We start from the raw sequence: 23,580 nt of genomic DNA on the forward strand, positions 1-23,580 counted from the left end.
CTATCTCTTCGGTTGCTCGGGTTCCTCGCCGCGTTCCACCGCCGCCGCGGTGCGCAGCATCCCGAACAGCCGCTCGATCGCGGTGGCCACCTCGTTGTAGGTCTGTTTCTGGTCCGCGGCGCCGACGATGTACTGCGCACCGGCCGAGACCGCGCCGAACAGCAGCCGCGCGGTGGCCTCCACCGGCGCCACCGAGGCCACGATCCCGGCGTTGATCAGCGACTCGACGCTGTTGCGGAACAACCCGAAGCTGAACTGGTCCTCCGCCTCGCGCCAGCGCTCCCAGCCCATCACGACCGGCCCCTCGTTGAGCACGATCCGCTGATAGGTGGGTTCCAGGCAGGTGCGCAGATACGCGCGCACCCCGCTCATCGCCACCTCCCAGCGGTCCCCCGCGTCCTCGAGGATCTTCGCCACCCGCGCCATGACGTCGCGCTCCACCGCGTCGAACGCGGCCTCGAACAGCGCCTGCTTGCCGCTGAAGTGGTGGTAGAGCGCGCCCTTGGTCACCCGCGCGCGCTTGGCGATCTCATCGAGTGAGGTACCCGCGTAGCCACGTTTGGTTATCAGCTCGATGGCGCTGTCCACCAGCGCTTTTCTGGTGGACTCGGAATATTCGAGCCGCCGCGAACGCATTGTCACCACAGTCACAGACTCTACGACACGATTCGGCAACGTACCGCTGGTATCTTCTCAGTAAGGGTTACATACCGATGGTACGCCACAAACCTGCGGTATGAACCAGATCACCGAGAGGAGGGACACAGCGATGAGCTGGGACGACTTCTACCGGCGGCGCGACGCGGTGAACACCGTGCTCGCCACCGCTGCGCGACGGGGCAATGGCGCCCTCCCCTATGACGAGCTGCCCGCCGTGCGCGAGGTCTTCGGCACGAGGGAGGAGCTGCTGACCACGCTGCAGTACAAGTGGCAGCAGACCCTGACCGGCCAGATCGACGTGGCGATCGCCGAGGCCGACGACGACCCGCGCATCGACCGCTTCGACGTGGTCCGGGACGCGTGGCTCGCCGCCACCAAACGCGAACCCGTGCTGCGCGCGGTTCTCGACGCCAACGAACACCACCCGGCGATCAGCGGGCGTATCGCGAACGAACGCCGCAAGCTCGCGCACCTCGCCGGACTCACCAGCGCGGGTGACAGCGAGGAGGAGGCCACCCATCTCGGGGGCACCTTCCTCGCCCTGGTGCGCGCCGGGAACGACAAGGCAGGAAACTCACCGCGACGGGGCACCGCACTGCTGCGCAAGCTCGCCGACGCGGTCAGCGCCTGAACACACTGGTCAGTCGCGAGTTGCCGGTCACTCGGATACCGGTAGTCTGATACCTACTTGAAGGTAGGTGATGGACATGGCGAACTGGACCGAAGCGGACATCCCCGACCAGCAGGGGCGCACGATCGTGGTCACCGGGGCCAACTCCGGGCTCGGCCTGCACGCGGCGAAGGCACTGGGGAAGGCGGGCGCGCGGGTGCTGCTGGCCTGCCGCTCCCCCGAACGCGGCGAGCAAGCACTCGCCCAGGTCGACTCGCCGGACGCGGAACTCGTCCGGCTCGACCTCGCCGACCTGTCCTCCGTCGCGGCCGCGGCCAAGGAGATCCGCGAGCGCACCGGTGACCGGCTGGACGTGCTGATCAACAACGCCGGCGTGATGATGACCCCGAAGCGGCACACCGCGGACGGCTTCGAGCTGCAGTTCGGCACCAACCACCTCGGGCACGCCGCGCTGACCTGGCTGCTGATGCCGGCGCTGCGCAACGGAACGGGTGCCCGCGTGGTCACCCTCTCCAGCTTCATGGCGCAGTTCGGCTGGGTGGACATCAAGGACCCGAACTTCACCGGCCGCCGCTATCTGCCCTCGTTCTCCTACTGCCAGGCGAAGATGGCCAACCTGCTGTTCGCGCTCGAACTGGACAAGCGGCTGCGCGCCGCGGACGAACCGGTGGCCAGCCTCGCCGCGCACCCGGGCTACAGCGCCACCGAGCTGCAGGCGAACATGGCCCGGTCCCGGGGAAGCGGCCTGCTCGAACAGGGCGCCAAATTCGTCAACGGGATCAGCGCCCAGCCGGCCAGGATCGGGGTTCTCCCGGAACTCTACGCGGCCACCGCTCCCGAGGCCGGCGGCGGCGACTACATCGGACCGGGGCGTTTCATGGAGCTGCTCGGGCACCCGAAGAAGGTCTCGGTCCGGCGCGCCAAGGGCCAGGAGCGCACCCGCGAGCGATTGTGGAATCTCACCGCCGAGCTCACCGGCGTCTCCCCCGACCCGGTCTGAGAGCACGCTTGAGGGTTCCCTGTCCTGCTACGCGGGGCCCGCGGGGCGCCGGAACGGCCTTCAGTGCCGTCTGGCACGGTGGCGTTGTCCTCTTCCCGCCGCAGCGCCGCTGCGCTGTCGTCGTCCGCCACGCCATCTCGTCCACTGCCTCAGGCGCGGGTGTCCCGCAGGGACACAGTCCCGCTCGCGACGGACGAGAGCCCCCAAGCGCACTCGTGAAACACAGGTAGGCTGGCGCCTGTGACTGTTGCGCCGGAAGGGCGGAAACTGCTGCGGCTCGAGGTCCGCAACAGCGAGACGCCGATCGAGAAGAAGCCGTCCTGGATCAAGACCAAGGCGCGGATGGGTCCGGAGTATTCGGAGCTCAAAGGACTCGTGAAGCGCGAAGGTCTGCACACCGTGTGCGAGGAGGCCGGCTGCCCGAACATCTACGAGTGCTGGGAGGACCGCGAGGCCACCTTCCTCATCGGCGGTGAGCAGTGCACCCGCCGTTGCGATTTCTGCCAGATCGACACCGGTAAGCCGGCCGAGCTGGACACCGACGAACCGCGACGTGTCGCCGAGTCGGTCCAGGCGATGGGGCTGCGCTACTCCACGGTCACCGGTGTGGCCCGCGACGATCTCCCGGACGGCGGTGCCTGGCTCTACGCCGAGACGGTGCGCCAGATCCACCAGCTCAACCCGGGCACCGGTGTGGAACTGCTGATCCCGGACTTCAACGCCGAGCCGGACCAGCTCGCCGAGGTGTTCGCTTCCCGGCCGGAGGTGCTCGCGCACAATCTCGAGACCGTGCCCCGGGTGTTCAAGCGCATGCGTCCCGCCTTCCGCTACGACCGCTCGCTGAAGGTGATCAGCGAGGCACGGGACGCAGGCCTGGTCACCAAGTCGAACTTGATCCTCGGGATGGGCGAGACCCCCGAGGAGGTCGAACCCGCGATGCGTGACCTCTACGAGGCGGGCTGCGAGATCCTCACCATCACCCAGTACCTGCGGCCGAGCGTGCGCCACCACCCGGTCGACCGCTGGGTCAAGCCCGAGGAGTTCATCGAGCACTCCCGCGCGGCCGAGGAAATGGGCTACGCCGGGGTCATGGCCGGGCCGCTGGTGCGCTCCTCGTACCGGGCCGGCCGACTCTACGCGCAGACCGTGCGCCACCGTGGTGAGGAACTGCCGGAGAACCTCACGCACCTCGCCACGGCGGGCACCGCGCGCCAGGAAGCGAGTGCTCTGCTCGCCCGGTGACTCACCGATCCGGTGGTGGGACCGGCCCGCCACCGGATCGCCCCGCGGTCGACCACTCAGGGGCGCTCCACCCGCACCTCGTCGAGTTCCGCGACGAGCCCCGGGCCGAACGCGGTCGCCGGAGTGTGCGAACCGGGCCGGACCTCACCGGCGGCGAGGCGGCCCGCGATGCGCAGCACCGCGTCCGCCGTGAGCGGCAGCGGACCGGGACCGGTCAGGCTCGCGGACACGCTCGTCCCCTCGGCATCCCGCGCGCAGGCCCACGCCTGGCTGCGCCCGCCGGTCACCTCGGTCTCCGGCCGGAAGAACCGGTCGATCAGCGCCTTGCCCGCCTTCTGCACCGGGGCGCTGCGCAATACGGGCGCGAAATAACGCTGCCCGGTCGACAGCAGCCGCGCACCGGGCACGATCGTGTAAGTCCTGATGTTCGGGATCCCCGTGGTCCGGTACGCGCTGGCCACATCACCCCACGGGATCGCGGACACCGTCTTCGGGCCGGCCGGGAACAGCGCGGTGATCTGCTTGTGCGCCATCGGCACCGAACGGACCACCCCGTCCACCCGGGCACGCCCACCGGTACCCGCGCCCTCCACCGCCGTCTTCACCGTTCCCGGCCCGATGCTCATCTGGGCTGCGAACGCGATGTCCAGCTCCACGGCGTCCGGCATCGCCTCGTGCACCATCGCCGCAAGGCAGTCCGTGGGCACCACATCGAAACCGCCACCGGGCAACAACACCACACCGGCGGCCTCCGCCTCGGCCGAGCGAGCATAGATCGCTTCGAACACGTCGATCTCACCGGTGATGTCGATGTAGTGCGTCCGGGTCTCCAGACAGGCGTCGACCATCGGGCGCCAGGTCGCCGAGAACGGGCCCGCGCAGTGCACGACCACCTCGACATCCTCCAGCGCCGCGCGCAGTCCCTTCGGGTCCGCGAGATCGGCCACCCGGTAGTCCAGGCCCAGCTCACCGGCCAGTTCCACCACCTTCGGCGCACTGCGCCCGGCGAGTATCGGCCGCAGCCCGTCCCGCACCGCCCGCCGCGCGACGAGTTGCCCCGTGTGCCCGGTCGCCCCGTATATCAGCACTGACATACCGGGAGAAAGTAGTGGTCACCGCCGCTACCTGCAACGAGGGCGGAAATGGTCTCAGAAGTCAGCACCAAGTCAGCACGTCACGGGCAATACAGCATCCATGATCGCTCGGCCGCGCTCGCCTGCATCCTCTGTCAGGTGGCCGTACACGTCTACCGTCACCTGGATGGACTTGTGTCCAAGCCACCGCGACACCTCGTGGATATTCGCACCACCGGCCAACTGCTGCGACGCATAGTAGTGACGCAGATCATGCGGTGTGAAGTCCATACCCACCGCTCGAACCCGCGATTTCCACCGCTCAGTCATACCCGCAAGGGTGAGAACCGGCGCAGCCGAGCTAGCCGCGCCAGAGAACAACAGGTGTTGCCCTTCAACCTCGATCGACCCGAACTTGTCCACGTGCTGATCGATCTGGTTAGCCACCCGGTTCGGAAGTGGTATGTCCCGGTACTCCCCCTCCTTCCGGTGCTTGAGCTTGACGAGGTACTTTCCGTAGTCCTCACGCGAGGCGTACCGGTAGAGCTGGTGTCGCAACCTGACGATGCTGCCCCGGACGCTCTCGATCGAGAATCCCAGAGCTTCGCTCACGCGGAGACCGAGACCAGCCATCAGCCACACGGCCAGCTTGTTGTCTTCACGCATCAAGGATGCGAGCTGCGAGACTTGCGAGCTGTTGGGTATCGCGTCCTCGTCCACCGCCATGGACGCACCCCAGGGAAGCTCAACGCCATCGCACGGGTTCGTTCGTCTCCGCCCTTCACTTACCGCCTTGTTGAAGATCGAGCGGAGCGACTTGTAATGCGTTCCGATAGTGGACGCCGCTAATCCCTCCTTAACCATATTATTGGCTATCTGTTGTAGATCGCCTTTCTCGACACTGGCTACCGTTCGATTCCCGCAAACAGGCTTCACCCAATTGTACAGAAACCCGATTTGGTAAGATTTGGTTCCCTCGCCACGCGCCGGGGAATCGATGCATTCCTTAGCGTACGGAATAAAAGAAACTTTCCCTAGTTTCGGGTCGGAATATACACCTTCTCGCTTGTCGTTCTCGACCTTAATGTTGAAGTCGCTTGCGTCTTTCCAACGGTCGAACGATTTTTCAAGTTGGCTCCCAGTTCTCCCTCCTGGAGCTCGATAACGCACGGTCCACGAATGCCCGCATCGCTTCTTCTCGCACGGATACAGCGGACTACGCTTGTCTTTCTTACACTTCTGAAATGGCGGTGCCATGAATCACTCTTCCCATGAGGATGCGAGACGTTCAACGTCCTTCGGACGGAACCGGATCGGACCATTCGATCCGCCTCCGATTCTAACACCTTTGAGTCCCCATGTCCGCCAGTTCTGATAAACAGTTTTGTCCGCCACACAAAGGAAGGCAGCAACCTGTTCCACTGTCAATAGATTCACCGTAACCTCAACACCGCTGAAGGACCTCTGTACATCATTAGCGAGCGTCTTCCTCGTCAGCGTTTACCGCTCGTCGTTTCATGATTCCTAAAAGTCACCTTCCGCTACCTGGAACACGGTCAGCCCAATCGACCGCCACGCGTCCACGACACGTTGCCGGTCATCGAACACGCCAGCCACGTTGTAGAAGTGCCGAATGTGGGTGTCGAACAGTTCGAGCTTCACTGTGTCATCGCGGCGCTTGTCGCCGTGCGGGCGCATGTACAGTTCGAAATCGTCCGAGACGTAGCGGTGTAGCCACTGCTCGGTGATCGAACGGTACTGCTCGTCTCGGCCCGAGCAGAACACGAGGCGGTAGCCTGCGTTTTCCATGCGGCGCACCACGGTGATCACGACGTGGTTCGGGGTGTCCAGGTGGGCGCGAGCAGCGTCGTACGGGTCGCGGTGCGCGGAGAGCGCTACGGTTCCGTCAACATCGACAATGACGGCTTGCGGTCTGCCGAACGTCGGTGTGTACGGTTCCCCGGTCGCGGTGTCCGGGATCTCGGGTACCGGTAGCGGGTGCGGTTTGCCTGCGATGAACTTGCGGTGCATGTCGCGGATGACCTGTTCACCGACTGGGTTTTCCCGCCTCGCGTCCCGTTCGATGCACGTGTCTACCGACATGGAAGTTAAGTCGATGACGTGGAACTCAGCACCGTGTCGCTTCGCCATTTCGGCGAACCGCCGTACGTAGCGCTGCCGTAGGTTCGTGTCGTCCACGATCACGTTTCGCCCGTCACGGAGCGCGGACGCTACGGCGTGATGCTGCACCGAGGTCACTAGTTCTTCGTCCGCGTGTTCACCGGTCCAGTGGCCGTACAGCATGGTGCGGAGATCGTCACGGTTGACCCGCGTGTACTCGTGGAGCGTGGTTCGGGCAAGGGTGGTCTTGCCGCTTCCTGGTAGACCGCGAGTGATGACGAGTTGCTGTGTCACGCGTTCTCTTTCTGCTTGTGCGGCGGGGTGTCCGCCTTCGGCTTAAGCTGTTTCCAAATCAGTTCGGCGTAGTCTTTGGCGTCGAGTTGTTTGAACAGGCAGGCTTTCAACCAGTCGGGTTCGTCCTTGATTTCGAACGCGAACCGCTTGCGTTCGGCCCGGAACCGCTGTGCCGCTACGGTTTCCATCTGTTCGAATTCAGTAGCGAGCCGGTCGGCAACATCGCGTACCCATGGTTCGAACTCTTCCGGCAGCCCCTTCACGAGCTCGTCCACATTGCCGTGCTCGGTGAGGTGTTCCCACACGACTTGCTCGTTCAAACCGGTCACGATCCGGTGCAGTGCAACGTAATTGTCTTGCTTGATCTTCACGCGGTCGTCGGAGACGAGGAAGTGGACCACCATGCCCTCACGGCCGGGCCTGTCCTTGGCTGCAAGCGCGCCGGGAAGCGACCGGTAAGGGAACACCTCGGCGCGCGGTCCCGGCCAGTCTGTGAGCCAACCAGGGCCGTGCGTGCAGCCGTTGTGGATATCGACGCATCCGAGCAACACGAGATCATCGGTAGCGCCGTAGTCCACCACGATGCGGTTTTCGGGGTACACGATCTCCACAAGAACCGTGAACCCCGTGGGCGGACGCCAATCGGGGTATTTGGCTCGCAGCGTGTGTGTTGCGTGTGCCGCCTGTTCGCTGGTGAACGATCCGCGCGTAGCTACCTGCGGCAATCCGTCCCTGTCGGTGTAGACGATGCCGAGCGATCCGTCTACCTTGTCGGTGACGGTCACCGGTTCGTCGGAGGTCCAGTGCTGTAGCCGCTTCTGTTCGCCGTAGTTAAAGAACTTCGGGAACGGACGGGCGATGACTCGCCCCTCGAAGTCGGCCACGAGTCCCCGGCACTGCCGGGTGACTTCGGTCCACGCCGCATTAGCCTGTGCCTTCTCGGTATAGCTGTAAATCACGTACGGCAAGATCGGGTGGTACTGCGCGCGGACGAACTTATTTTCGATTTCCTCGGCGAGTACTCGCGTGTTGAGTAGTTCGTCAAGCTGGGTCATAGTCGGGTCCTTCGATTCGGCGTACTTCCCAACGGCCGTACTGCTTCCAGCCCTTGGCTGTCCGCACGGCTTGCATGGTTGCGGATTCCTCGGACTGGTAGACGTTCCACCAGTGCCACGGGCCGACCATCAGGGGCTTGTAGTCGACGGGGCACCAGGCGTGGGCGAGAAATACGGTTCCTCGCCCGTCGCTCGCGCTGCCGCTCACGCGTTGTCTCCCACTAGTTCACTCCACTTTCCAGCCATACTGAAGTCGATGCGTACCGCCGTGTCGTCATCGAACCGGACGAGTAAGGAATCTTCGGACAGTGTGATCACGTCGAGAACGGAATCCTTGTACGCGTCCCGGACGAACTCGGCATGCCAGTGCGTCATTTCACTTCCTAAATTCCAGCCAGGCACCGAGCCAAAGAAGGCCGATGCCGATAAGAGCGGCGGGAGTTGTGATAAAGAACGTCGGGGGGATCCAACCGTATACGGACGATCCGGTTAGCCCAGCGAGACAGAGGGCAAGCAGCAGTGCTGCAAGCGCCGCAAGGCTGAGAACTACCATTGCCCCGCCGATTCCGTAGAGCACCTGTGCTGCCTTATTCACAGTCGAACACCTCGTCTTCAATAAAGTCTTCCGGTTCGGTTCGCGAGAAGAGGCACGCTGTCTCGCGCGCCGAATCGAAGAACCCTTCTCGCTCTAAATAGTCTTCGTAGAAAATCGGTCTCTCCTAGTGCGATGCTTCCTGCCAGTTCCGGCCCGGTGGACCGGCATCAACCGGGAATTCGATGCGCTGTCCGCCCCGAGCTGGTTTGAATGAGCGAGTCATTAGCTCGGTGAGGTAGTCGCGCCACTGTTCGAACGTGGCGCGTGGCACCGAGAACACGAGAGCGTCGTGCACCTGCAACTTCAACCGGCGCAGCGCCCAGACGGGTAGGTCGAGCAGAATGTCGCAGACGATTTCGCGTGTGCCGTTCTGGCCTTTGAGCGCGGGTGCTTGGGTGTACTCGCGGCCACGCTCTACCCACATCTTGCGGCCCCATTCGGACATGACGTAACCATTGCGCCGTGCCTCGGCGGTGCAGGCGTTCTGCCACGCGACAACCCGGTTGAATTCCTCGTCCATGCTGGTCTTGAACGTGGTTGCCTCTGCCAAGGGCACCCCGGCCGCCTTGGCAAGGGCCTTGGGCTGACCTCGGTACGACCATCCGTGCCCGAGCGGTTTACAACGATCCCGGTAGTAGCTCGGGTTGGTGTTGACGACTGCCTCGCCCCACGCGGCGATAGCGTTGATCGTGTGCCCGTCCGCGCCCGGTTCGAACCGCTCGGCGTACTTCCGGTCCCCGGACAGCGCAGCGACTATCCGTGCGTCCGCGTTGGACAGGTCGATCTCTAGAAGCACCTCGTCGTCCGTGTCGGGAACGAAGTACGCCTTTTCGACCGCGCCGTCACCCCGCGAGGTCCACACGGTCAGGCCCGGTTTGGTGGTGGACCACCGTCCGGAGCGCTGAAGCATGCTGATGCTCGGATGCACGAACCCGTCCGTGTGTACCGAGTCCAAGGCGAGTTGCGATAGCGTGCGCTGTCCCTTGAGCTCGGCCAGTGCCTGGCCTACGTCCTCGATCGGCGTGCCCTCGGTGAGCTCCACCAGAGCATCCCCACCTAGCGACGGGTTGCCGGTCTTGGTGACCGGCCAGTCCGGGCGGTTCTCGGGCGTGATGCCGTGCTCGGCCAGTATTTCGAACGTGACACGCTTGCCCTCATTGTTGGCCCACGGTGACTTGCCCATAGTCGGGAAGTTGTAGTCACGTACGAGTCGGTCCATGACCTGTTCGCGGCGTTCCTTGAGCTCGTGACGGCGCGCCCGTGCTCGGGCCTCATCGAGGCGTACACCGTTCGCGGAGATGATCGCGGCGCGTGCGGCGATCTTTTGCTCGCGGAGCGCGTACGAGTCGAGCTCGCCGAGTTTGAGCAGTGCGCGGGCTACCTGTTCGGACGCTTCCACGTCCCCTCGTAGGTAGGCCACATAGCGGGGGTCATCTACCGGGATTCGGCCGTACCCGCCGAACTCGTCAGCCAGCGTACTGAGGTCGTCGGTCTTGCCCGAGACACCGAGTTGGTACGCCTGCTCGTCCAGGCCGAACCACACCAGTAGGTCGTCGGGCTTCTCGACCGTGCGGGGCCGTCCAAACCGGTTGCTGTACCGGCTTGGTGCCGGGTGCACGAGTCCAGCGTGTGTGAACGTGTCGTACACCCGGCCCTCGTGGGCGAGCTGTAGCGGTTCGTTCGAGTCGGTGCCGAACACTGCGACCAGATCAAACGCGTTGATGTTGTGCCCGATGACCATGCGGGCCGCGCGGATCTGACAAGGCCGAGGGTGTCATCAAGAACCTGAACAAGGCCGTTGTCGCTTCCGGGCACGGGTCGGAGGCCATGGGACAGGTCACTTCGGCGCTGCTGGACATGCAGAACCAGGGCAAGGCCACTGCGGACAACGTGAACCGGATTTCCGCTGCGGGTGTTCCTGCATGGGAGTCTCTGGCTACGGCGATGAAGAAAACCCCGGAAGAAATGCACGCCGCCGTTTCGGATGGCAAGGTCAGCATGGAGGACATGCTCGACGCGATCCAAAAGGGATCGGGAGACACGTTCGGCGGTCTGATCGCGGGCTACGGCAAGGTGATGGGTTCTTTCGAGAATCGCACCAAGCTGGCTAAGGACAACGTAGTCCGCGCGTTCTCGGACATGATTCTTCCGCTGCTCGACAAGTTCGGCCCCTCGGTCACTGGCCTTGGCGACATGATCGCGGCGGGCTTGGCGAAGGTTCCGGCCGCTATCGGTGCGATCAAGACGTTTCTGCAACCGGCGATACAGGCGTTCAAGAACCTGTGGTCGGCGGCGGCCCCGGCGCTGTCCGAGCTGCGCCAGGGATTCGGAGAAGGCATCGTCGGGGCGTTCGGCCTACTCGGGACGACTATCAACGAAGTGGTCGCGCCCGCGCTGAACTGGATTGCCGAGCAGTTCCGCAACCTGTCACCGGCAGGGCAAGAGGTATTTCGGATCATCGGCATCGTGGCCGGTGGTCTGGTCGCGGCGGGTGTCGCCGCGCGCGGCCTCCAGTCGGTGCTGACACCGTTCACAGCGGCGTTCCGCGCTCTGAATGTCGTGATGAGTGCGAACCCGATCATTCGTATCGTGACCCTGATCGGTTTGCTGGTCGGCGCGTTCATCACCTTGTGGAACCAGTCCGAAGGTTTCCGTAACTTCTGGATCGGCCTGTGGAACGGTATCAAGGCGATTGTGCAGCCGGTCATTGACTGGTTTCAAGCAAGCGTGGTGCCGTTCTTCGTGAACCTGTGGAACCAGCTTAAGGCAATCGCGAACCAGTTCGCACAGTTCTGGTCCGCGTTCTGGAATTCCAGCATCGGCAAGGCCACACAAGCCGTTTTGAAAATGGTCTACGGCATTGTGAAGACGGTGTTCGGCGCAATCTTCGGTGTCATCAAGGGCGTCATGTCCGCGATCGGCGGTGTGATCGGTGGTGCCTGGACGGCGATCAAGTCCGTGGTGTCCGGAGCACTCCAGGCCATCAAGGGCATCATCGAGATTGTGACCGGCTTGATTTCCGGAGACTGGCACAAGGTGTGGCAGGGCATCAAGGACTTTTTCGTCGGTATCTGGAACGGCATCATCGGGTTCCTTAAGGGTGCGGTGAACGCGGTCATCTCGGTCATCAACGGCATCACGACCGGTATCAATAAGGTGACCGGAATTGTTGGTGTCCCGGCGATTCCGCAAATCCCGAAGCTTGAAAAGGGTGGGCGCGCACAGGGTGGCCGTATGCACCTGGTCGGCGAGAAGGGACCGGAACTGTTCGTCCCGAAGGTGTCCGGCTACGTCGTGCCGAACCACAAGCTACGCAGCAACGGGGGAACGATCGTGCGTGAACGGACGCAGGAAACCAGCCGCAACGCGGGCAAGCTCGCGGGACGCATGGACCGTGTGCGCGTCGATTTGGCCAGCCGCACCGAGGACGTAGACGCGAGCCTGACCGACCGGATCGAGCGTGCCCTGTCCGGTTGGCGTGTCGAGATGGATTCGCGCGGGGTGGCGCGTCTGGCCCGTGACGGTAACCGGCGCATGGCCCCGACGCTGTGAGGACTCAATGACTGATATTCCGTGGCTGTATCTCGGGCCGCTCGGCGCGCTACGCGCCTTGCCATCACCCGATGTGGATTGGTCCGAGGATCAGGAAACCGTAGGTGGCGAGCACACGGCCATGACCGGGCGCAAAACCCGGTTCGTGCTCGCGTTCCGCCGCTCGTGGGAGATCGACTTTCCCCTGTTGCTGCCGGACCAGCTCGCCTACCTGGAAGCGTGCTACATGAACCTGCACGCTGAGCGCCTGTACCTGGTGGACCCGTTGCGGTGGAACCGGCTAGACCGGTGGCTGTCCACCGGGAGCGCGGAACGCTCCAGTGCTCCCACAGCGAAGGTATCGGCGGGACAGCTCGAAACCTCGGGTGAGGTGCCCGAGGATCTACCACTCGGCCGGTCGATCCGCCTGCACAAGCCGCAGGACGGAACCACCGTAGAGGGCACTGTGCCGAACCCGGTCGTGCCGGGTGAGCGGCTGAAGTTCTCCGCGTACGTGAAGGGCAAGGCCGCCCCGTCGCTCGTTCTGCTCGACGCGGACGACCAACAGGTCACCGACGCCGAGGGAGACGCGGCAGGCGGCGACGAGTGGGAGCGCGTGTCTGTGGCGCTGGACGTGCCGGAGAAGGCCGCGTACGCCGTGGTGCGGCTGACCGTCCAGGGCGACGCCGACGACGCGTACACGACCGGATGGCAGCTCACGAAACACGAGGGCGCCGACTGGGTGCCCGGCACCGGTTCGCCGGAGGTCTACGTGTCCGAACTGAAGTCCAAGACACCCCGCTATCCGCTGGTGACCGCTTCCATGACTATCCAAGAGGTGTAAGTGCGTTTCGCTGATGACAAACCGCTGGCCGACGCGATCGAGTCCCATGTCCGCTACGACCGGCTGCGGGTGCGGATCGGCTGGAAAGACGACGATTTCGACGGCCCATACTCGGACGTGTCCGAGTACGTCACGAGCTTCACGACGAGCCGTTCCCTCGATACGTCTCTGCCGGATTCGGCGCAGATCGTGCAGGGCGCTTCCATTGGTACCGGAAAGCTCAAGCTCGGCGGGCAGCGGGAGGGCGACCGGCTCACCGTCGCGCAAACACTCAACCCGTACCGGGGCGACAGCCCCTTGTACGGGTATCGCGTGCTCGACGTGCCCGTGATCGTGGACTCAATCGTCCCGACCGGGGACGGGGATCGGGAGTGCCGCGAGTTCACCGGACTGATTCGCACCATCGACATTGACCCCGCTGACAACACCGTAGAGATCGAACTGTGGGACGTGCCGCAATGGCTGCAAGCGGTGGTGACGTTGCCCCGGGCGGCGCTGATGGCGCGTGATCGGGACGCCTACAACTGGCACGCCTGCATGGTCTCGGGCTCGTGGGTGATCGGCGAGACCATGCGGCAGTGCGGGTTTACGATCGGCCCGCCCGTGTGGACCGAGGGCACCCGGCGCACCTACGCGTACTGGAGCCTTGCGGGTGGGTATCTGTACAACGTCGGGCGCATGCCCGCCAACGGCGGCATGCAGTTCTACTTCCGGGGAGACGGGCAGGACACCGGTAACGCGTGGGACGACATCGAGGACAAATGGACGGACGGGAAGTACGGTCTCGCGGCGAACAAGCCGCGCACCCCACTACTGCTGGAGGCTGACACCGATGGTGTGCCGTACATGCCGAGTATCAACGGCTCGGACTTCACACACGGGATCTCATTCTGGATCCGCTGCGGTGATGACGACATTGGGGAGGAAACCGGTGTCGGTACCGGCTGGGGCCTCAAGGACTCCGACCGTACCGACCTGGTGAACGAGAACTACGCCGTAACCCTGTTCGTGACCGGTTCCCCGAACGCGGCCGAGGACATGCACGTCGTGTTCACCGACGAAGTGACCGGAAAAAACGTGCGGGTGCCGTTCGAACTTCCCCGCGATGGCGAATGGCATTACGTGGCCGGAATGGTCGAGTTCACCGGCAACACCACCGTGCACGCCTACGTGGACGATTCCTTTACTGGTAACGCTTCTATGGGGTCGGTGCCGCAGTACGCGAACCGGGTGGACTACATTGAACCGGGGCACGCGCGGGTGATCCTCGCGGCCCCGATGCAACACGTCAGCGTGTGGGGCCAAGAAGGCAAGGCCGAGGACTGCGTGTTGCCGAAGGAACCGGACGGGGACACCCCGTTCCCGGACCTGTCCGAAAGCCTGCTGATGTGCACGCACCTGCCGGAGACGGTGAACACCCCCGGTTGGGACGTGATCAAGGGCGTGTGTAATGCCGAGTACGGCATCATCTACACCACCACCGAGGGTGTGCTGCGGTTCCGCAACAGGGCGGATCTGAACGAGCTGTACGGCAAGACGCACAACACCCGACCGAAGTCGGTTCGCACGATCACCGGGGACGTGTTCGACAATATCCCGATCACCACTGATGTGGACAGTGTGCGGAACGACATCACCTACCAGGTGCGGGCGAAACTCTCAGATTGGCGTGTGGCGTTCAAATCAGATGACCCGTTCCGCTACTACACCCCGACCGGAGACACCAAGCAGTGGACGGATGAACCGCTCGGTGACGACGCGGTGTACATGACCCGTGCCGGGCACGGCTCGGTTTTCTTGTCGCACGGCGAAACGCAGTTGCCGGAAACGTGGGGCGCGTTCTGCAATGTGGACGTCGATAGTTTCACCGAGCGGCAAACCAATGTGAACATGATCGTCGGGCAGGACGCGAACCAACGCACGATGCGGTTCTATGTCGTGAACGAGGCACCGAGCGCGAACGTGTTCGCGTTCCCGAAACAGGAACACGACGGGGAAGGCGCGAGCAAACCGGACGACACCCCGCCGCAACCGGCCTTGTCGCTCATGGGACTCACGTGGTTCGACGCGTCGGCCCGCGCCTACGACGGGCGCAAACAAGACCGGGGTTCGATCGACAAGTACCGGGCTCGCACGCTCAAGATGGAGGGCGGCGACTGGCTCCAGTCCCGCGCGAGCGCGGACTACATCGCCGGGTATCTGCTCGACGCGCTCAAGGAACCGACCCCGGTCACGGACTCCATAGAGATCCCGCACGATCCCCGGCTTGAGCTCGGAGACGCGATCACCCTGGAAGATTCGCAGTCGGGTTCGACCCTGGAAGTGGCGATTTCGGGTATCGACGCGGAATGGTCCACCGACAAGGGGTACGTGGACAAGCTGACGGTGAAGTTCCTTCAGCAGCAGTACGAATGGATTCTTGGCGATAGTTCACGGTCGATTTTCGGTCAATCAACGAGGTTGTAGAAGTTGTCTCAGGTTGATATGCACAAGTTCGTGGACGGCATGACCGTCCACGACGACGATCTAGAACCACTGCGGAAAAACATTCTCGACAACGACAATCGTCTTATCGTGGTCGAACCGAAGGTCAGTGAACACTCAGACCTGCTGAACGAGCACCAAGACGAGATCAACGACCTAGACGACCGCATGTCCATACTTGAGGATGCCGATAGCGGCGCAACCGTCAGTATGTTTTCGGTCCCGACCTCGGACGCTACGACGGTGCAGAGGATTCCGGCAGGCTCGGACAACCACAAGCTAGAAGCGATCAAAGGCACTAAGGTCAAGGTTTCCACGTCCGGCCACAAAGCACGAGCGCTTGTCACCGGGGCGTTAGACATGGGGAACGCTAAGGCTGGTTCAGTATTCTATTTCGTGTTGAGGGTTAATGGGCAAGACCAGGGGAAACAGATCATATTTGGTTCGCCCGGTAGCTCGTTCCGGGCGACCGCTTCGCAGTTCTGGGAAGTACCTGTCGTAAGAGGCGACCACACGCTTGAACTGTTCGGCGCTCGGGATTCCGGTGAAGGAACTGTAAGCGTGAACTTCCCGCACGCGGGCATGACCGTGACTGTGTTCGATAGTTAGGCGGATAGATGAAGAAAGTTACCGAAAATCCCCCGCAGTACAAGGCGATTCAGTGGGACGGGGCGAAGGAGTCCGAGTTCACCGACAACCTGCCGGACGTAACCGCGGTCAAGAGTGGCGATGACCTCGTAGTGCTACAGGATTCGTTCGCGGTCACTGTCGAAAAGGGTTCGTGGCTGATCGTGCCGGACAGTGGGGCGAGCCTGACGGCATCGTGTGTCGTCACCGCCGACGAGTTCAAGGGGAACTACTCCGAGGCCGGTTAGGCGGCATGCATTGAGCGAAGAAAATGGAAACGTCGTTATCTCCACACGAGAGATGTACGAAACGTTGTGCCGTGTCGATGACCGACTACAACAGTTGGCCACCAGATTCGAGGCTATGCCCGAACAGGTCAAGGACCACGAGCACCGAATCCGAACCCTGGAGATGTGGCGCGGCAAGGCGGCCGGTATCGCCGCCGTGGTCTCCCTCGTGGTCGGCCCACTCGCAACGTTCGTAGTACAGAAAATCGGGGGCTGACCGTGGCACGCGGAATCGACGTGTACACCCGCTATCAGCGGGTCACGAACTGGCACGCGGTACGATCAGCAGGCGTAGAGTTCTGCTGGATCAAGGTCAGCGACGGCACGCGGAAACGCCGAGACAAGGGCTACGGCGCGAAGGCCAAGGCCGCCACCATTCGGGTTGGTGGCTACCACTACGCGCAGCCCGGCGACCCGATCCGACAGGCAAACCTCCTGTGCGATCGGATAGAACAGCTCGGCGCTACCGATCTCGCTCCGGCGCTGGACCTGGAAGACCCGTTCACACCTGGCCCTACGGCTGCACAGTTCGCTGTGCGGTTCGTCCGGCAGGTTCGGGCGCGCGGGCACCGACCGGCCCTTTACGGCAACAACAGCATGCTGTCCGTGGTGCGCGGCCCGGTCGTCGCGGCCGTGCCTGAAACCGTCGTGTGGGTCGCCCGCTACGGGGCCGACCCGACGGTAGAACACCACGTGTGGCAGTGGTCGAGCACCGGGCGCGTGCCCGGTGTCTCCGCATCCGGGGTGGACATGAACAAGGGCGCGGTTCCGCTCAACACGCGAACCGTCGCCGAGGAACCGAAACCAGTCAACGGGGATGACGACATGTATGTGGCATGCCAGGGGTTGAACGACGACAACCCCGAACTGATCACCTATGGCCTGTACTCGGGCGGAGTGCTCACCGCGTACGGCAACGGCGGTGAGGTTGACGCACTGCTAAAGGACGTGCACGACGGCAAGAAGATCTTGGACTGGATGTTGCCGTACACGTTCCGGGAACTGGACAGGAAAAGCAAGGCGCTCATCGGGGATGAACCGCGCCGCGTGGATGGGAGCTGAACGAATGAGCGCTAAGGCTAAGACGAACCCGAAGGTTACCGCTGCGTCGCTCGCATCGGCCGTCGCCGGATTCCTGGTCCTGTACGCCGGTCGGAAGCTCGGCGTCGAACTGGACGGCTGGGAACCCGTCGTCGGCGCCGCCATCCTCGGCGCGCTGACGCTCGCGGCCGGATGGCTCAAGCGCGAGCACATCATCACCGAGGGACAGTACGAGTCGTTCACGGACGAACCGGCCGACAAGGAAAGCGAGAAGCCGAAACCGGCCGAACCGACTCCACCGCCCGGTCTCGGGGTGCACGACACCAAGCAGTGAACACAACAAACCCCCTTACCCAAATCGGGTAAGGGGGTTTCCTTGCGTCTACAGGGTTTCTATCCGCTCGCCACGCACGACACCATGGCGTACTGTCCGGATGACTCGGCCTGCTTAAGCACCTTGCCGTCCTTCTCCACCGAGCACGCGATCTTGCCGCTTCCCTTGTTCTGCGCGGTCAAGCTGTACATATCGAACGACTCAACCGGAACCGTCTTAGACCACGGCGTTTTCGCACCGTTGTCCTGCGACTGGCTACCGCCGTTCATCCACGTAACGTCCGCAGCGGTCCCGTCCGAAGTGGTGATCTTGTACGTAACCTGTGGCTTCTCGTCCTTCTCGGTCTGCGCGGGCCGCGGCTGATCCTGCGCCGTAGTCGGCTTACCGCTCGTGTCGTCCGCGTCAGCACTACCGCCCCCAGCAGCACCACCGATACCCCCACCAATGGCCGCAATGACAACTATCGCACCAACGATCCACGGCCACTTTCGGCGCTTCTTCGCCGGTCTCGGTGGTTCCGCGTTGTTCCCGCTCTCGGGTGTCTCAGACACTCTTGTCTCCTCTCTTCCATCGCCGTATCGCTATACGGCCAGAGTGCGTTAGCCCCGCGAGGTCACGAGGACATAAAGAAACCCCGCCGACTGGCGGGGTACGGCTGAACGGTGGTGACCACTACTCCGGTTGGGGTAGCACGACGGGGCGGACTGGGGGATGGATGCGTTCCGCCCCGCCGCGCGAGTCTCACACGGTCGGCTATGTTACCGGCCTTGGGAGCTTGAGTCGTCTAACAGCCTCGTTGTTAGTCCTCGCGCCACCGTAAACCACGGAATGCATAATTCCGAGATACACATAATCCCACAAATACGGCAGTTCTTGAACAGTCCGAAGGTTGAGCATAATCCCCCGACCGCTCGTGTCTTTCAACGTTATGTGGTAACCGCCCGCATACTTCGTGACTTTGACTTCGTTCAGCTCGTACGTGTTGACCCAGGACTTACGATTGTACATCAGCCAGTCCACACCGCAGGTGACCGTCTTTCCACGCATCATCAGCAACGGATACGCAAACCCTATTCCGATGATGACCCAGAGATACCAGGCACCGGTCCAATCGAGCGGGTCGCCACTTTCCGACCAAGAAAGTATCACCAGGAATACGATAATTACACCAGCAAAGACGCAGCTAGACCCGAAGGCCGCGCTTGTCGCTACCCGGTATCCTTCAAGGGTCCGCCCCATTCCGGCGGGAGGGGGTAGATGATTCGCCTTGTGTTTACCGCGCTCGGGCGCTGCACCTTTATTGCTCTGTCCTTCCACAGGGGCATCCGGGGGGCGCGGAAGGCCGGTTCTGGGGTCCGGTTTAGGCGGTAGTGTCGGATGCATAGTCAGAAGACTTTGTTAATTCCCCGAGTGACACCGAAAGCCACATCGGCGGCCGGTTGCTCAAGAGCCTCATGATGATCAACCGCGTAACTTACCCCGGCACCGGCCACGGCGCCAACGGCGAGCCCGATAGGACCGCCTACGAGCTCACCGACACCAACCCCGGCCGCCAAGCCGCCCGCACCGGAGACGATCGACTTCGTTGGATTCGCGCCGTGGTAGATGTCGTAACCGACCCCCGCAGCGGCGACGAGCGTACCTAGGACAGGTATCCGCTTCGCGACCGGAATTGCGACCCTACCGATTGCACCAGTGTTTTCTCCGACCTCCACACCTGCCTCTTCCACCCCGTTAAGGGCAACCCTAGCCCATGGAGGAAGCTTATTCATGGCACGTTGTAGAACGGTGGCGCCTGCTTTCGCGTCACTAGACATGGCTTCGGTAAGGGCCTTGTCCTTGGACACAGCCGCACGCAGTCTCATCTCGGGTGTTGCCTTCGGGTTCGAGAGAATGCTGCGCCAATCCTCGACATTCCGCCAAAGCTTAAGGGCAGCGTCCCGGTACGGCTTCGACGCGGATAGCGCGAGACCACCCAGACTCGCTGAGGTGCCGATGATCTTGAGCCCGGAAGCAACCTCATTCCCGCCGATCAAATCAAGCAGAAAGCCTTGCGTTTCCTGCTTAGCCTGAGAAGCTTGTTTAACAGTCTGCTGCGCTTCCTGGAACGCCTTAAGCTGAGCCTGATGAGCCGCTTGCGCTTGGGTTGCCTGCTGATTGGCCTGTGTCTGCTCGGGTGTCGGATTCTGGGGCATCGGCCCCGGTGCAGCGGGTGCGGGGCCTGGCTCGAAGATCTGCGTATCTGTTGTCCGCAGGCCCGCTGCCGCTGCGACTTCACGGGCCTGCTCGAAACGCATCTTGACGTGGTTGTAGCCGTCCGCCGCCTGATCGAACCCTTGGGCGAGTTTGCCGGACCCTTCGCTGACCTTGTCGGTATCGCCACCGAAGGCGTTGATGTACTCCCGAAACGCAGTCCCTGACTGCCCGCCCCATCCGCTTTCGGATTCCACGTTCGCCGCGATGGCATCGGTTCCCGCTCCATGGGCAAACTTGGACATCTGCCGAATATAATCGGCAGCATCCCGCAAACCCTGAATGTCTTCCTCGAAGCGAATATCAAGCGGCACAACGAACCCCCATCACTTGCCCTCGTCCTGACTCGCCAGGTCGTGATAGTTCACCTGTTCCACGGTGATGTACGACTCATGACTAGTCCGGACCTTGTTCGCCGCCTTCTCCAAGCCGTCGACTATCGACGCGTACGCGTTCGTGTAGGCGCTCAGCACAGCGGCCACCGAACCGGTAACCGGGCCAAGATTCGGCGCGGGCGGCGGGGTCGGTAGCCCTTGCGCTGTCGAACTAGCACCTTTGAGACGACCCGCGACACTCTGCAGGGCCGAGGCCGAAGCATCTGTATCAGGCATCCTCGTCGTCCTTCCTGCTGATCACATCATCACCGAACGGGCCGTGCTGATGTTCCTCCGGGATCTCTGCGTCCCACAAGAACCCGTCCGCTTCGGAACGGCGCACCCAGTCGTCAAGCTCGGCAGGAGTGGTCGCGACCCACGGTTGCTGACCCCCGCAACACTCAACAAGCGCGTCAAGCGACGAATAAGCCATCACGGCCAACCGGCCTTGATCGATGCGGCGCAGCTCTAAGACAACCTCGTCATCGGGGGAGGTCGGACGGCGAGATGCCACGTAGACGACTTCGTCCGATCTACCGCCAGCAGACGCCACCAATCTTGCCCCCTCTTAACTGCGCGCGCCCCCGCGCGCGCGCGACTGCGCTCCGAGTACGGAAACTAACCCGAAGCGAGCAGGACGTCAAGAAAGGCAGCACAAATGGCCAACCGTTCCTCCGGTTGGCCTAACCCCATATTCAGGAAGCACGGCAGGGCAGGATGAGTCGGGGGTCGGAGCGCGCACCCCACCCCGCCGTGCAGGTCTAATCGATCAGTTCTGCTCCAATCTCGGTGTGACAGCGAGGCAAGGCGAGCACGGCGCTGCGACTCAAGCCCTGCCCCACTGCGGCTACAAGCGCACCGTCAAGTACTGGTGCACACGCATGAACGGCGGGCGCAGTCCATTCTTGAGGCAGGCTGTGTTCACTGCTCGCCGGGTACGTTCGGAGTACCAGTCTCCGAAAAGGGAGTTACCTTCCCGTCCGCGTACTCCTGCCAGCGCTGGGCGCGTAGTTCTAAACGGCGTTTTCCCTGTCCTACCGAGACCCGAGAGCGCGCCCGCGCGTTCGCGGCCATCCGGTGTGCCGTCTTTTTGCCTTCGTTCTCGCCCCGCGCGCCGAATATCGCTTCCGCGTGCGTGTCGACCGTGCGCCATTCGAACCAACCCTGCCCCTCCGCGTCCATGACTACGCCCTGACCGCTACTTGCCCAACCGCCTTACGCCACGCACTCGCTCGCTCAAGGTGTATTTCGCGCATTTGCGGGTCGGTGTCCCGCTGCGCGGCAACTTCCCATGCCTCGATGCGCTTGAACGCGTAGCTGTGCCATGTGTTCGGGTACTCGGTACGCACCCGATGGACTTCACGGGCTACCTCCCGGACCAGGCATTCCTGTTGCATCTTCTAACCCACCTATCCACAACGTGATAACTGAGAACCATACCTGCAATGCAGGTATGCACATATGGCCTGAATGAGTGAAAGATGGTTTGCCGACTGTGGTTGAATGCGCCGCATGGCAGGATCAGCGGCCCGCACCGTCCCGCGCGTAGTTCTCGGGCTGGAGCTACAACGACTCCGAGGTCAAACCGGGACCACGGTGGAACAGGTCATGGACGCGTTGCAGTGGGAATCCGCATCCAAGGTGAGCCGAATTGAGAACGGCCAAGGACGATTAGCGCCTGCCGAAGTGGACGTACTGGCCCGGCTGTTCCAGCTCGACGCGCAGGCGACCGAGCGCCTACGCACCATGGGTGCGGAAGCTCGCAAGACGGCGAGCTATGGCCGTACTCCCGACTGGGCGCGTACCTACGTGGAGTGGGAAGCCCATGCGAACCACATCAGGACCTACGAGGCCGAGCTTGTCCCCGGCCTGATGCAGACACCCGAGTACACGCGGGCCGTGTTCGAAAGCTGGTTCACCGACCAGGCCACGATCGACACCATGGTTGATGACCGGATTCGACGGCAAAAGACCATGGAGCGCGACAGCCCGCCCGTTCTCTATGCAGTGCTCTCCGAGGCTGTGCTGCGCCGTGTCATCGGCAGCCCCGCCATCATGTCCGAACAGCTATCCAGGCTGCTCGACCTTGCCGAGCGGCCGAACGTACTCGTTCAGGTGCTCCCGTACAGCGCGGGCGCGCACGCGGCGATCGGAGTGAACTTCGTGCTGCTGGAGCTGCGCGACCTGGACATGTCCACCGTCTACATCGAAGGGCTGACCTCGGCCGACTACCTCGACGGTTCCCGACACGTGGACACGTACCGTCTGGCATTCGAGCGCATACAGGCATCAGCGCTCGGACCTCCCGAGACCGTTAGACTGCTTCAACAACTACGTGATGACTTCCGGCAGGAGTAACCCACCATGCGTATCAAGCTGGGCCACGGGTGGAGCAAGTCCGCTCGCAGCGGCAACCAGGGAGGCAACTGCGTTGCGGTGAAGCCCGACGGTGACAACGTGCTCATCAACCACAGTGCCGACCTCGACGCAGCCCCCAAGCGGTTCACACGCGAAGAGATGGCCGCATTCGTCGCAGGCGTCAAGGCGGGCGAGTTTGACGACCTAGCCTAACCCCTAGAACGACAGAAAGCCCCCACCGAAGCGGGGGCTTTCTCGTTTGCTAGGCGTTCGCCACGGACGCCGCTAGAGCTCCATAGAAGATCAGGTAGAACAGCAGTGCCCCGGCGAACACCACACCTACGCCCACCCAGATAGCCGTCAACGCTTCGCTACGGCCGATGCCTCCGAGCTCCTTGGACTTCTGGAGACCCACCAGGCCCATGATGAAGCCTACGACGCTCAGCGTCCCGAAGGACACCAGACCGCACAGGCTCAGGATCATCGCGGCCGTGGCAACCCCGTTCGTCATCGGCTTCACGTACACCGGGTATGGGTACTGGTAGTAGCCGGGAGGCTGCTGAACCGGGTGCTGGCCGTTCGGATAGGTCATCTGGTCACCCTTTCGCTGCATCCCTATATCGGGTGGTGAACGCGGGTGTTACGTACTCCAAACGGAGGTACACGGAAGCCCCCTCATCTTACTCGACAAGGGGGCTTCTCTATGTCTCCGAAGTCAGCACCAAGTCAGCACGAGAGCAGTCAACGCCGGGAACTCACAGCTATCAGCGGGATAC

Annotated in this window: 28 protein-coding genes and 1 pseudogene; 13 read left to right on the forward strand and 16 right to left on the reverse strand. The window is 62.8% G+C overall.

Annotated features, from left to right (window positions below; all coding sequences use genetic code 11):
* Entirely contained in the window at positions 1–636 is a 636-nt protein-coding gene (locus tag A37U_RS0103740) for a TetR/AcrR family transcriptional regulator (RefSeq protein ID WP_020495272.1), read from the reverse strand.
* A 133-nt stretch (positions 637–769) separates the two neighbouring features.
* Between A37U_RS0103740 and A37U_RS42160 the strand changes: the two genes are divergently transcribed.
* The 3 genes from A37U_RS42160 to lipA all read left to right on the forward strand — a co-directional run bounded on the left by A37U_RS42160 (position 770) and on the right by lipA (position 3,533).
* Positions 770–1,291, forward strand: coding sequence for a hypothetical protein (locus A37U_RS42160; RefSeq protein ID WP_040586669.1), 522 nt, complete (start codon positions 770–772; stop codon positions 1,289–1,291).
* Positions 1,292–1,367: 76 nt separating this feature from the next.
* Positions 1,368–2,291 (forward strand): oxidoreductase, encoded by a 924-nt coding sequence (locus A37U_RS0103750; protein ID WP_026196844.1) that lies wholly within the window; start codon positions 1,368–1,370, stop codon positions 2,289–2,291.
* A gap of 240 nt (positions 2,292–2,531) precedes the next feature.
* Positions 2,532–3,533 (forward strand): lipoyl synthase, encoded by a 1,002-nt coding sequence (lipA, locus tag A37U_RS0103755; protein ID WP_020495275.1) that lies wholly within the window; start codon positions 2,532–2,534, stop codon positions 3,531–3,533.
* A gap of 56 nt (positions 3,534–3,589) precedes the next feature.
* On the opposite strand, the gene A37U_RS0103760 is transcribed toward lipA, so the two are convergent.
* The 8 genes from A37U_RS0103760 to A37U_RS42165 form a co-directional block, all read right to left on the reverse strand.
* Complete coding sequence (locus tag A37U_RS0103760; protein WP_020495276.1) at positions 3,590–4,627, reverse strand: saccharopine dehydrogenase family protein; 1,038 nt, start codon at positions 4,625–4,627, stop codon at positions 3,590–3,592.
* A gap of 72 nt (positions 4,628–4,699) precedes the next feature.
* A complete protein-coding gene (locus A37U_RS51240; protein WP_020495277.1) occupies positions 4,700–5,332 on the reverse strand; it encodes a tyrosine-type recombinase/integrase in 633 nt (210 codons plus the stop codon).
* 534 nt (positions 5,333–5,866) lie between these two features.
* The gene (locus A37U_RS54750; RefSeq protein WP_420806214.1) at positions 5,867–6,043 is read right to left on the reverse strand and encodes a helix-turn-helix domain-containing protein; all 177 of its coding nucleotides are present in this window, start codon (positions 6,041–6,043) and stop codon (positions 5,867–5,869) included.
* 87 nt (positions 6,044–6,130) lie between these two features.
* Entirely contained in the window at positions 6,131–7,021 is an 891-nt protein-coding gene (locus A37U_RS0103770; protein WP_026196846.1) for a phosphatase domain-containing protein, read from the reverse strand.
* Complete coding sequence (locus A37U_RS0103775; protein WP_020495279.1) at positions 7,018–8,076, reverse strand: RNA ligase; 1,059 nt, start codon at positions 8,074–8,076, stop codon at positions 7,018–7,020. The genes A37U_RS0103770 and A37U_RS0103775 overlap by 4 nt, the downstream gene beginning before the upstream one ends.
* Positions 8,063–8,284, reverse strand: coding sequence for a hypothetical protein (locus A37U_RS51245; RefSeq protein ID WP_157182588.1), 222 nt, complete (start codon positions 8,282–8,284; stop codon positions 8,063–8,065). Before A37U_RS51245 ends, A37U_RS0103775 begins: the two co-directional genes overlap by 14 nt.
* Positions 8,281–8,451 (reverse strand): hypothetical protein, encoded by a 171-nt coding sequence (locus tag A37U_RS51250; protein ID WP_020495280.1) that lies wholly within the window; start codon positions 8,449–8,451, stop codon positions 8,281–8,283. Before A37U_RS51250 ends, A37U_RS51245 begins: the two co-directional genes overlap by 4 nt.
* A gap of 344 nt (positions 8,452–8,795) precedes the next feature.
* Positions 8,796–10,412 (reverse strand): DNA polymerase, encoded by a 1,617-nt coding sequence (locus A37U_RS42165; protein ID WP_020495281.1) that lies wholly within the window; start codon positions 10,410–10,412, stop codon positions 8,796–8,798.
* A 29-nt stretch (positions 10,413–10,441) separates the two neighbouring features.
* Here A37U_RS42165 and A37U_RS0103790 point away from each other — a divergent pair.
* From A37U_RS0103790 to A37U_RS0103825, 8 genes and pseudogenes are all read left to right on the forward strand, one after another.
* Positions 10,442–12,223, forward strand: a pseudogene (locus tag A37U_RS0103790) (phage tail protein); the annotation flags it as partial.
* 7 nt (positions 12,224–12,230) lie between these two features.
* Positions 12,231–13,046, forward strand: coding sequence for a hypothetical protein (locus A37U_RS0103795; RefSeq protein WP_157182589.1), 816 nt, complete (start codon positions 12,231–12,233; stop codon positions 13,044–13,046).
* On the forward strand, positions 13,047–15,512 hold the full coding sequence (locus A37U_RS0103800) for a hypothetical protein (protein ID WP_020495284.1): 2,466 nt from the start codon (positions 13,047–13,049) through the stop codon (positions 15,510–15,512).
* A 30-nt stretch (positions 15,513–15,542) separates the two neighbouring features.
* Positions 15,543–16,139 (forward strand): hypothetical protein, encoded by a 597-nt coding sequence (locus tag A37U_RS0103805; RefSeq protein ID WP_157182590.1) that lies wholly within the window; start codon positions 15,543–15,545, stop codon positions 16,137–16,139.
* A gap of 8 nt (positions 16,140–16,147) precedes the next feature.
* On the forward strand, positions 16,148–16,405 hold the full coding sequence (locus tag A37U_RS0103810; RefSeq protein ID WP_020495286.1) for a hypothetical protein: 258 nt from the start codon (positions 16,148–16,150) through the stop codon (positions 16,403–16,405).
* A gap of 115 nt (positions 16,406–16,520) precedes the next feature.
* Positions 16,521–16,661: a hypothetical protein gene (locus A37U_RS51255; RefSeq protein ID WP_157182591.1), complete on the forward strand. Its 141-nt coding sequence runs from the start codon at positions 16,521–16,523 to the stop codon at positions 16,659–16,661.
* 2 nt (positions 16,662–16,663) lie between these two features.
* Positions 16,664–17,506: a glycoside hydrolase family 25 protein gene (locus A37U_RS0103820; RefSeq protein ID WP_020495288.1), complete on the forward strand. Its 843-nt coding sequence runs from the start codon at positions 16,664–16,666 to the stop codon at positions 17,504–17,506.
* A gap of 4 nt (positions 17,507–17,510) precedes the next feature.
* Entirely contained in the window at positions 17,511–17,819 is a 309-nt protein-coding gene (locus A37U_RS0103825) for a hypothetical protein (protein WP_020495289.1), read from the forward strand.
* Between the two features lie 59 nt (positions 17,820–17,878).
* Here the strand turns inward: A37U_RS0103825 and A37U_RS49280 are convergent, their stop codons facing one another.
* From A37U_RS49280 to A37U_RS51265, 6 genes are all read right to left on the reverse strand, one after another.
* Positions 17,879–18,370, reverse strand: coding sequence for an MmpS family transport accessory protein (locus A37U_RS49280; RefSeq protein WP_020495290.1), 492 nt, complete (start codon positions 18,368–18,370; stop codon positions 17,879–17,881).
* Positions 18,371–18,572: 202 nt separating this feature from the next.
* Entirely contained in the window at positions 18,573–18,968 is a 396-nt protein-coding gene (locus A37U_RS42170) for a hypothetical protein (protein WP_020495291.1), read from the reverse strand.
* A 236-nt stretch (positions 18,969–19,204) separates the two neighbouring features.
* Positions 19,205–20,386: a WXG100-like domain-containing protein gene (locus A37U_RS0103840; RefSeq protein WP_020495292.1), complete on the reverse strand. Its 1,182-nt coding sequence runs from the start codon at positions 20,384–20,386 to the stop codon at positions 19,205–19,207.
* A gap of 12 nt (positions 20,387–20,398) precedes the next feature.
* Positions 20,399–20,554, reverse strand: coding sequence for a hypothetical protein (locus tag A37U_RS51260; protein WP_020495293.1), 156 nt, complete (start codon positions 20,552–20,554; stop codon positions 20,399–20,401).
* 121 nt (positions 20,555–20,675) lie between these two features.
* A complete protein-coding gene (locus A37U_RS42175; protein WP_020495294.1) occupies positions 20,676–20,960 on the reverse strand; it encodes an SAV_915 family protein in 285 nt (94 codons plus the stop codon).
* A gap of 407 nt (positions 20,961–21,367) precedes the next feature.
* Positions 21,368–21,628, reverse strand: coding sequence for a hypothetical protein (locus A37U_RS51265; RefSeq protein ID WP_157182593.1), 261 nt, complete (start codon positions 21,626–21,628; stop codon positions 21,368–21,370).
* Positions 21,629–21,958: 330 nt separating this feature from the next.
* On the opposite strand from A37U_RS51265, the gene A37U_RS0103855 reads away from it, so the two are divergent.
* Together A37U_RS0103855 and A37U_RS0103860 are read left to right on the forward strand one after the other, a co-directional pair.
* Complete coding sequence (locus tag A37U_RS0103855; protein ID WP_026196848.1) at positions 21,959–22,804, forward strand: helix-turn-helix domain-containing protein; 846 nt, start codon at positions 21,959–21,961, stop codon at positions 22,802–22,804.
* A gap of 6 nt (positions 22,805–22,810) precedes the next feature.
* Positions 22,811–23,017: a DUF397 domain-containing protein gene (locus tag A37U_RS0103860; protein ID WP_020495296.1), complete on the forward strand. Its 207-nt coding sequence runs from the start codon at positions 22,811–22,813 to the stop codon at positions 23,015–23,017.
* A gap of 49 nt (positions 23,018–23,066) precedes the next feature.
* Here A37U_RS0103860 and A37U_RS42180 read toward each other — a convergent pair whose 3' ends face one another.
* Positions 23,067–23,396: a DUF4190 domain-containing protein gene (locus tag A37U_RS42180; protein ID WP_157182594.1), complete on the reverse strand. Its 330-nt coding sequence runs from the start codon at positions 23,394–23,396 to the stop codon at positions 23,067–23,069.
* Between the last annotated feature and the right edge of the window lie 184 nt (positions 23,397–23,580).

Source organism: Sciscionella marina DSM 45152, assembly GCF_000379465.1.
In the GTDB taxonomy this organism is placed as follows: Bacteria; Actinomycetota; Actinomycetes; order Mycobacteriales; family Pseudonocardiaceae; genus Sciscionella; species Sciscionella marina.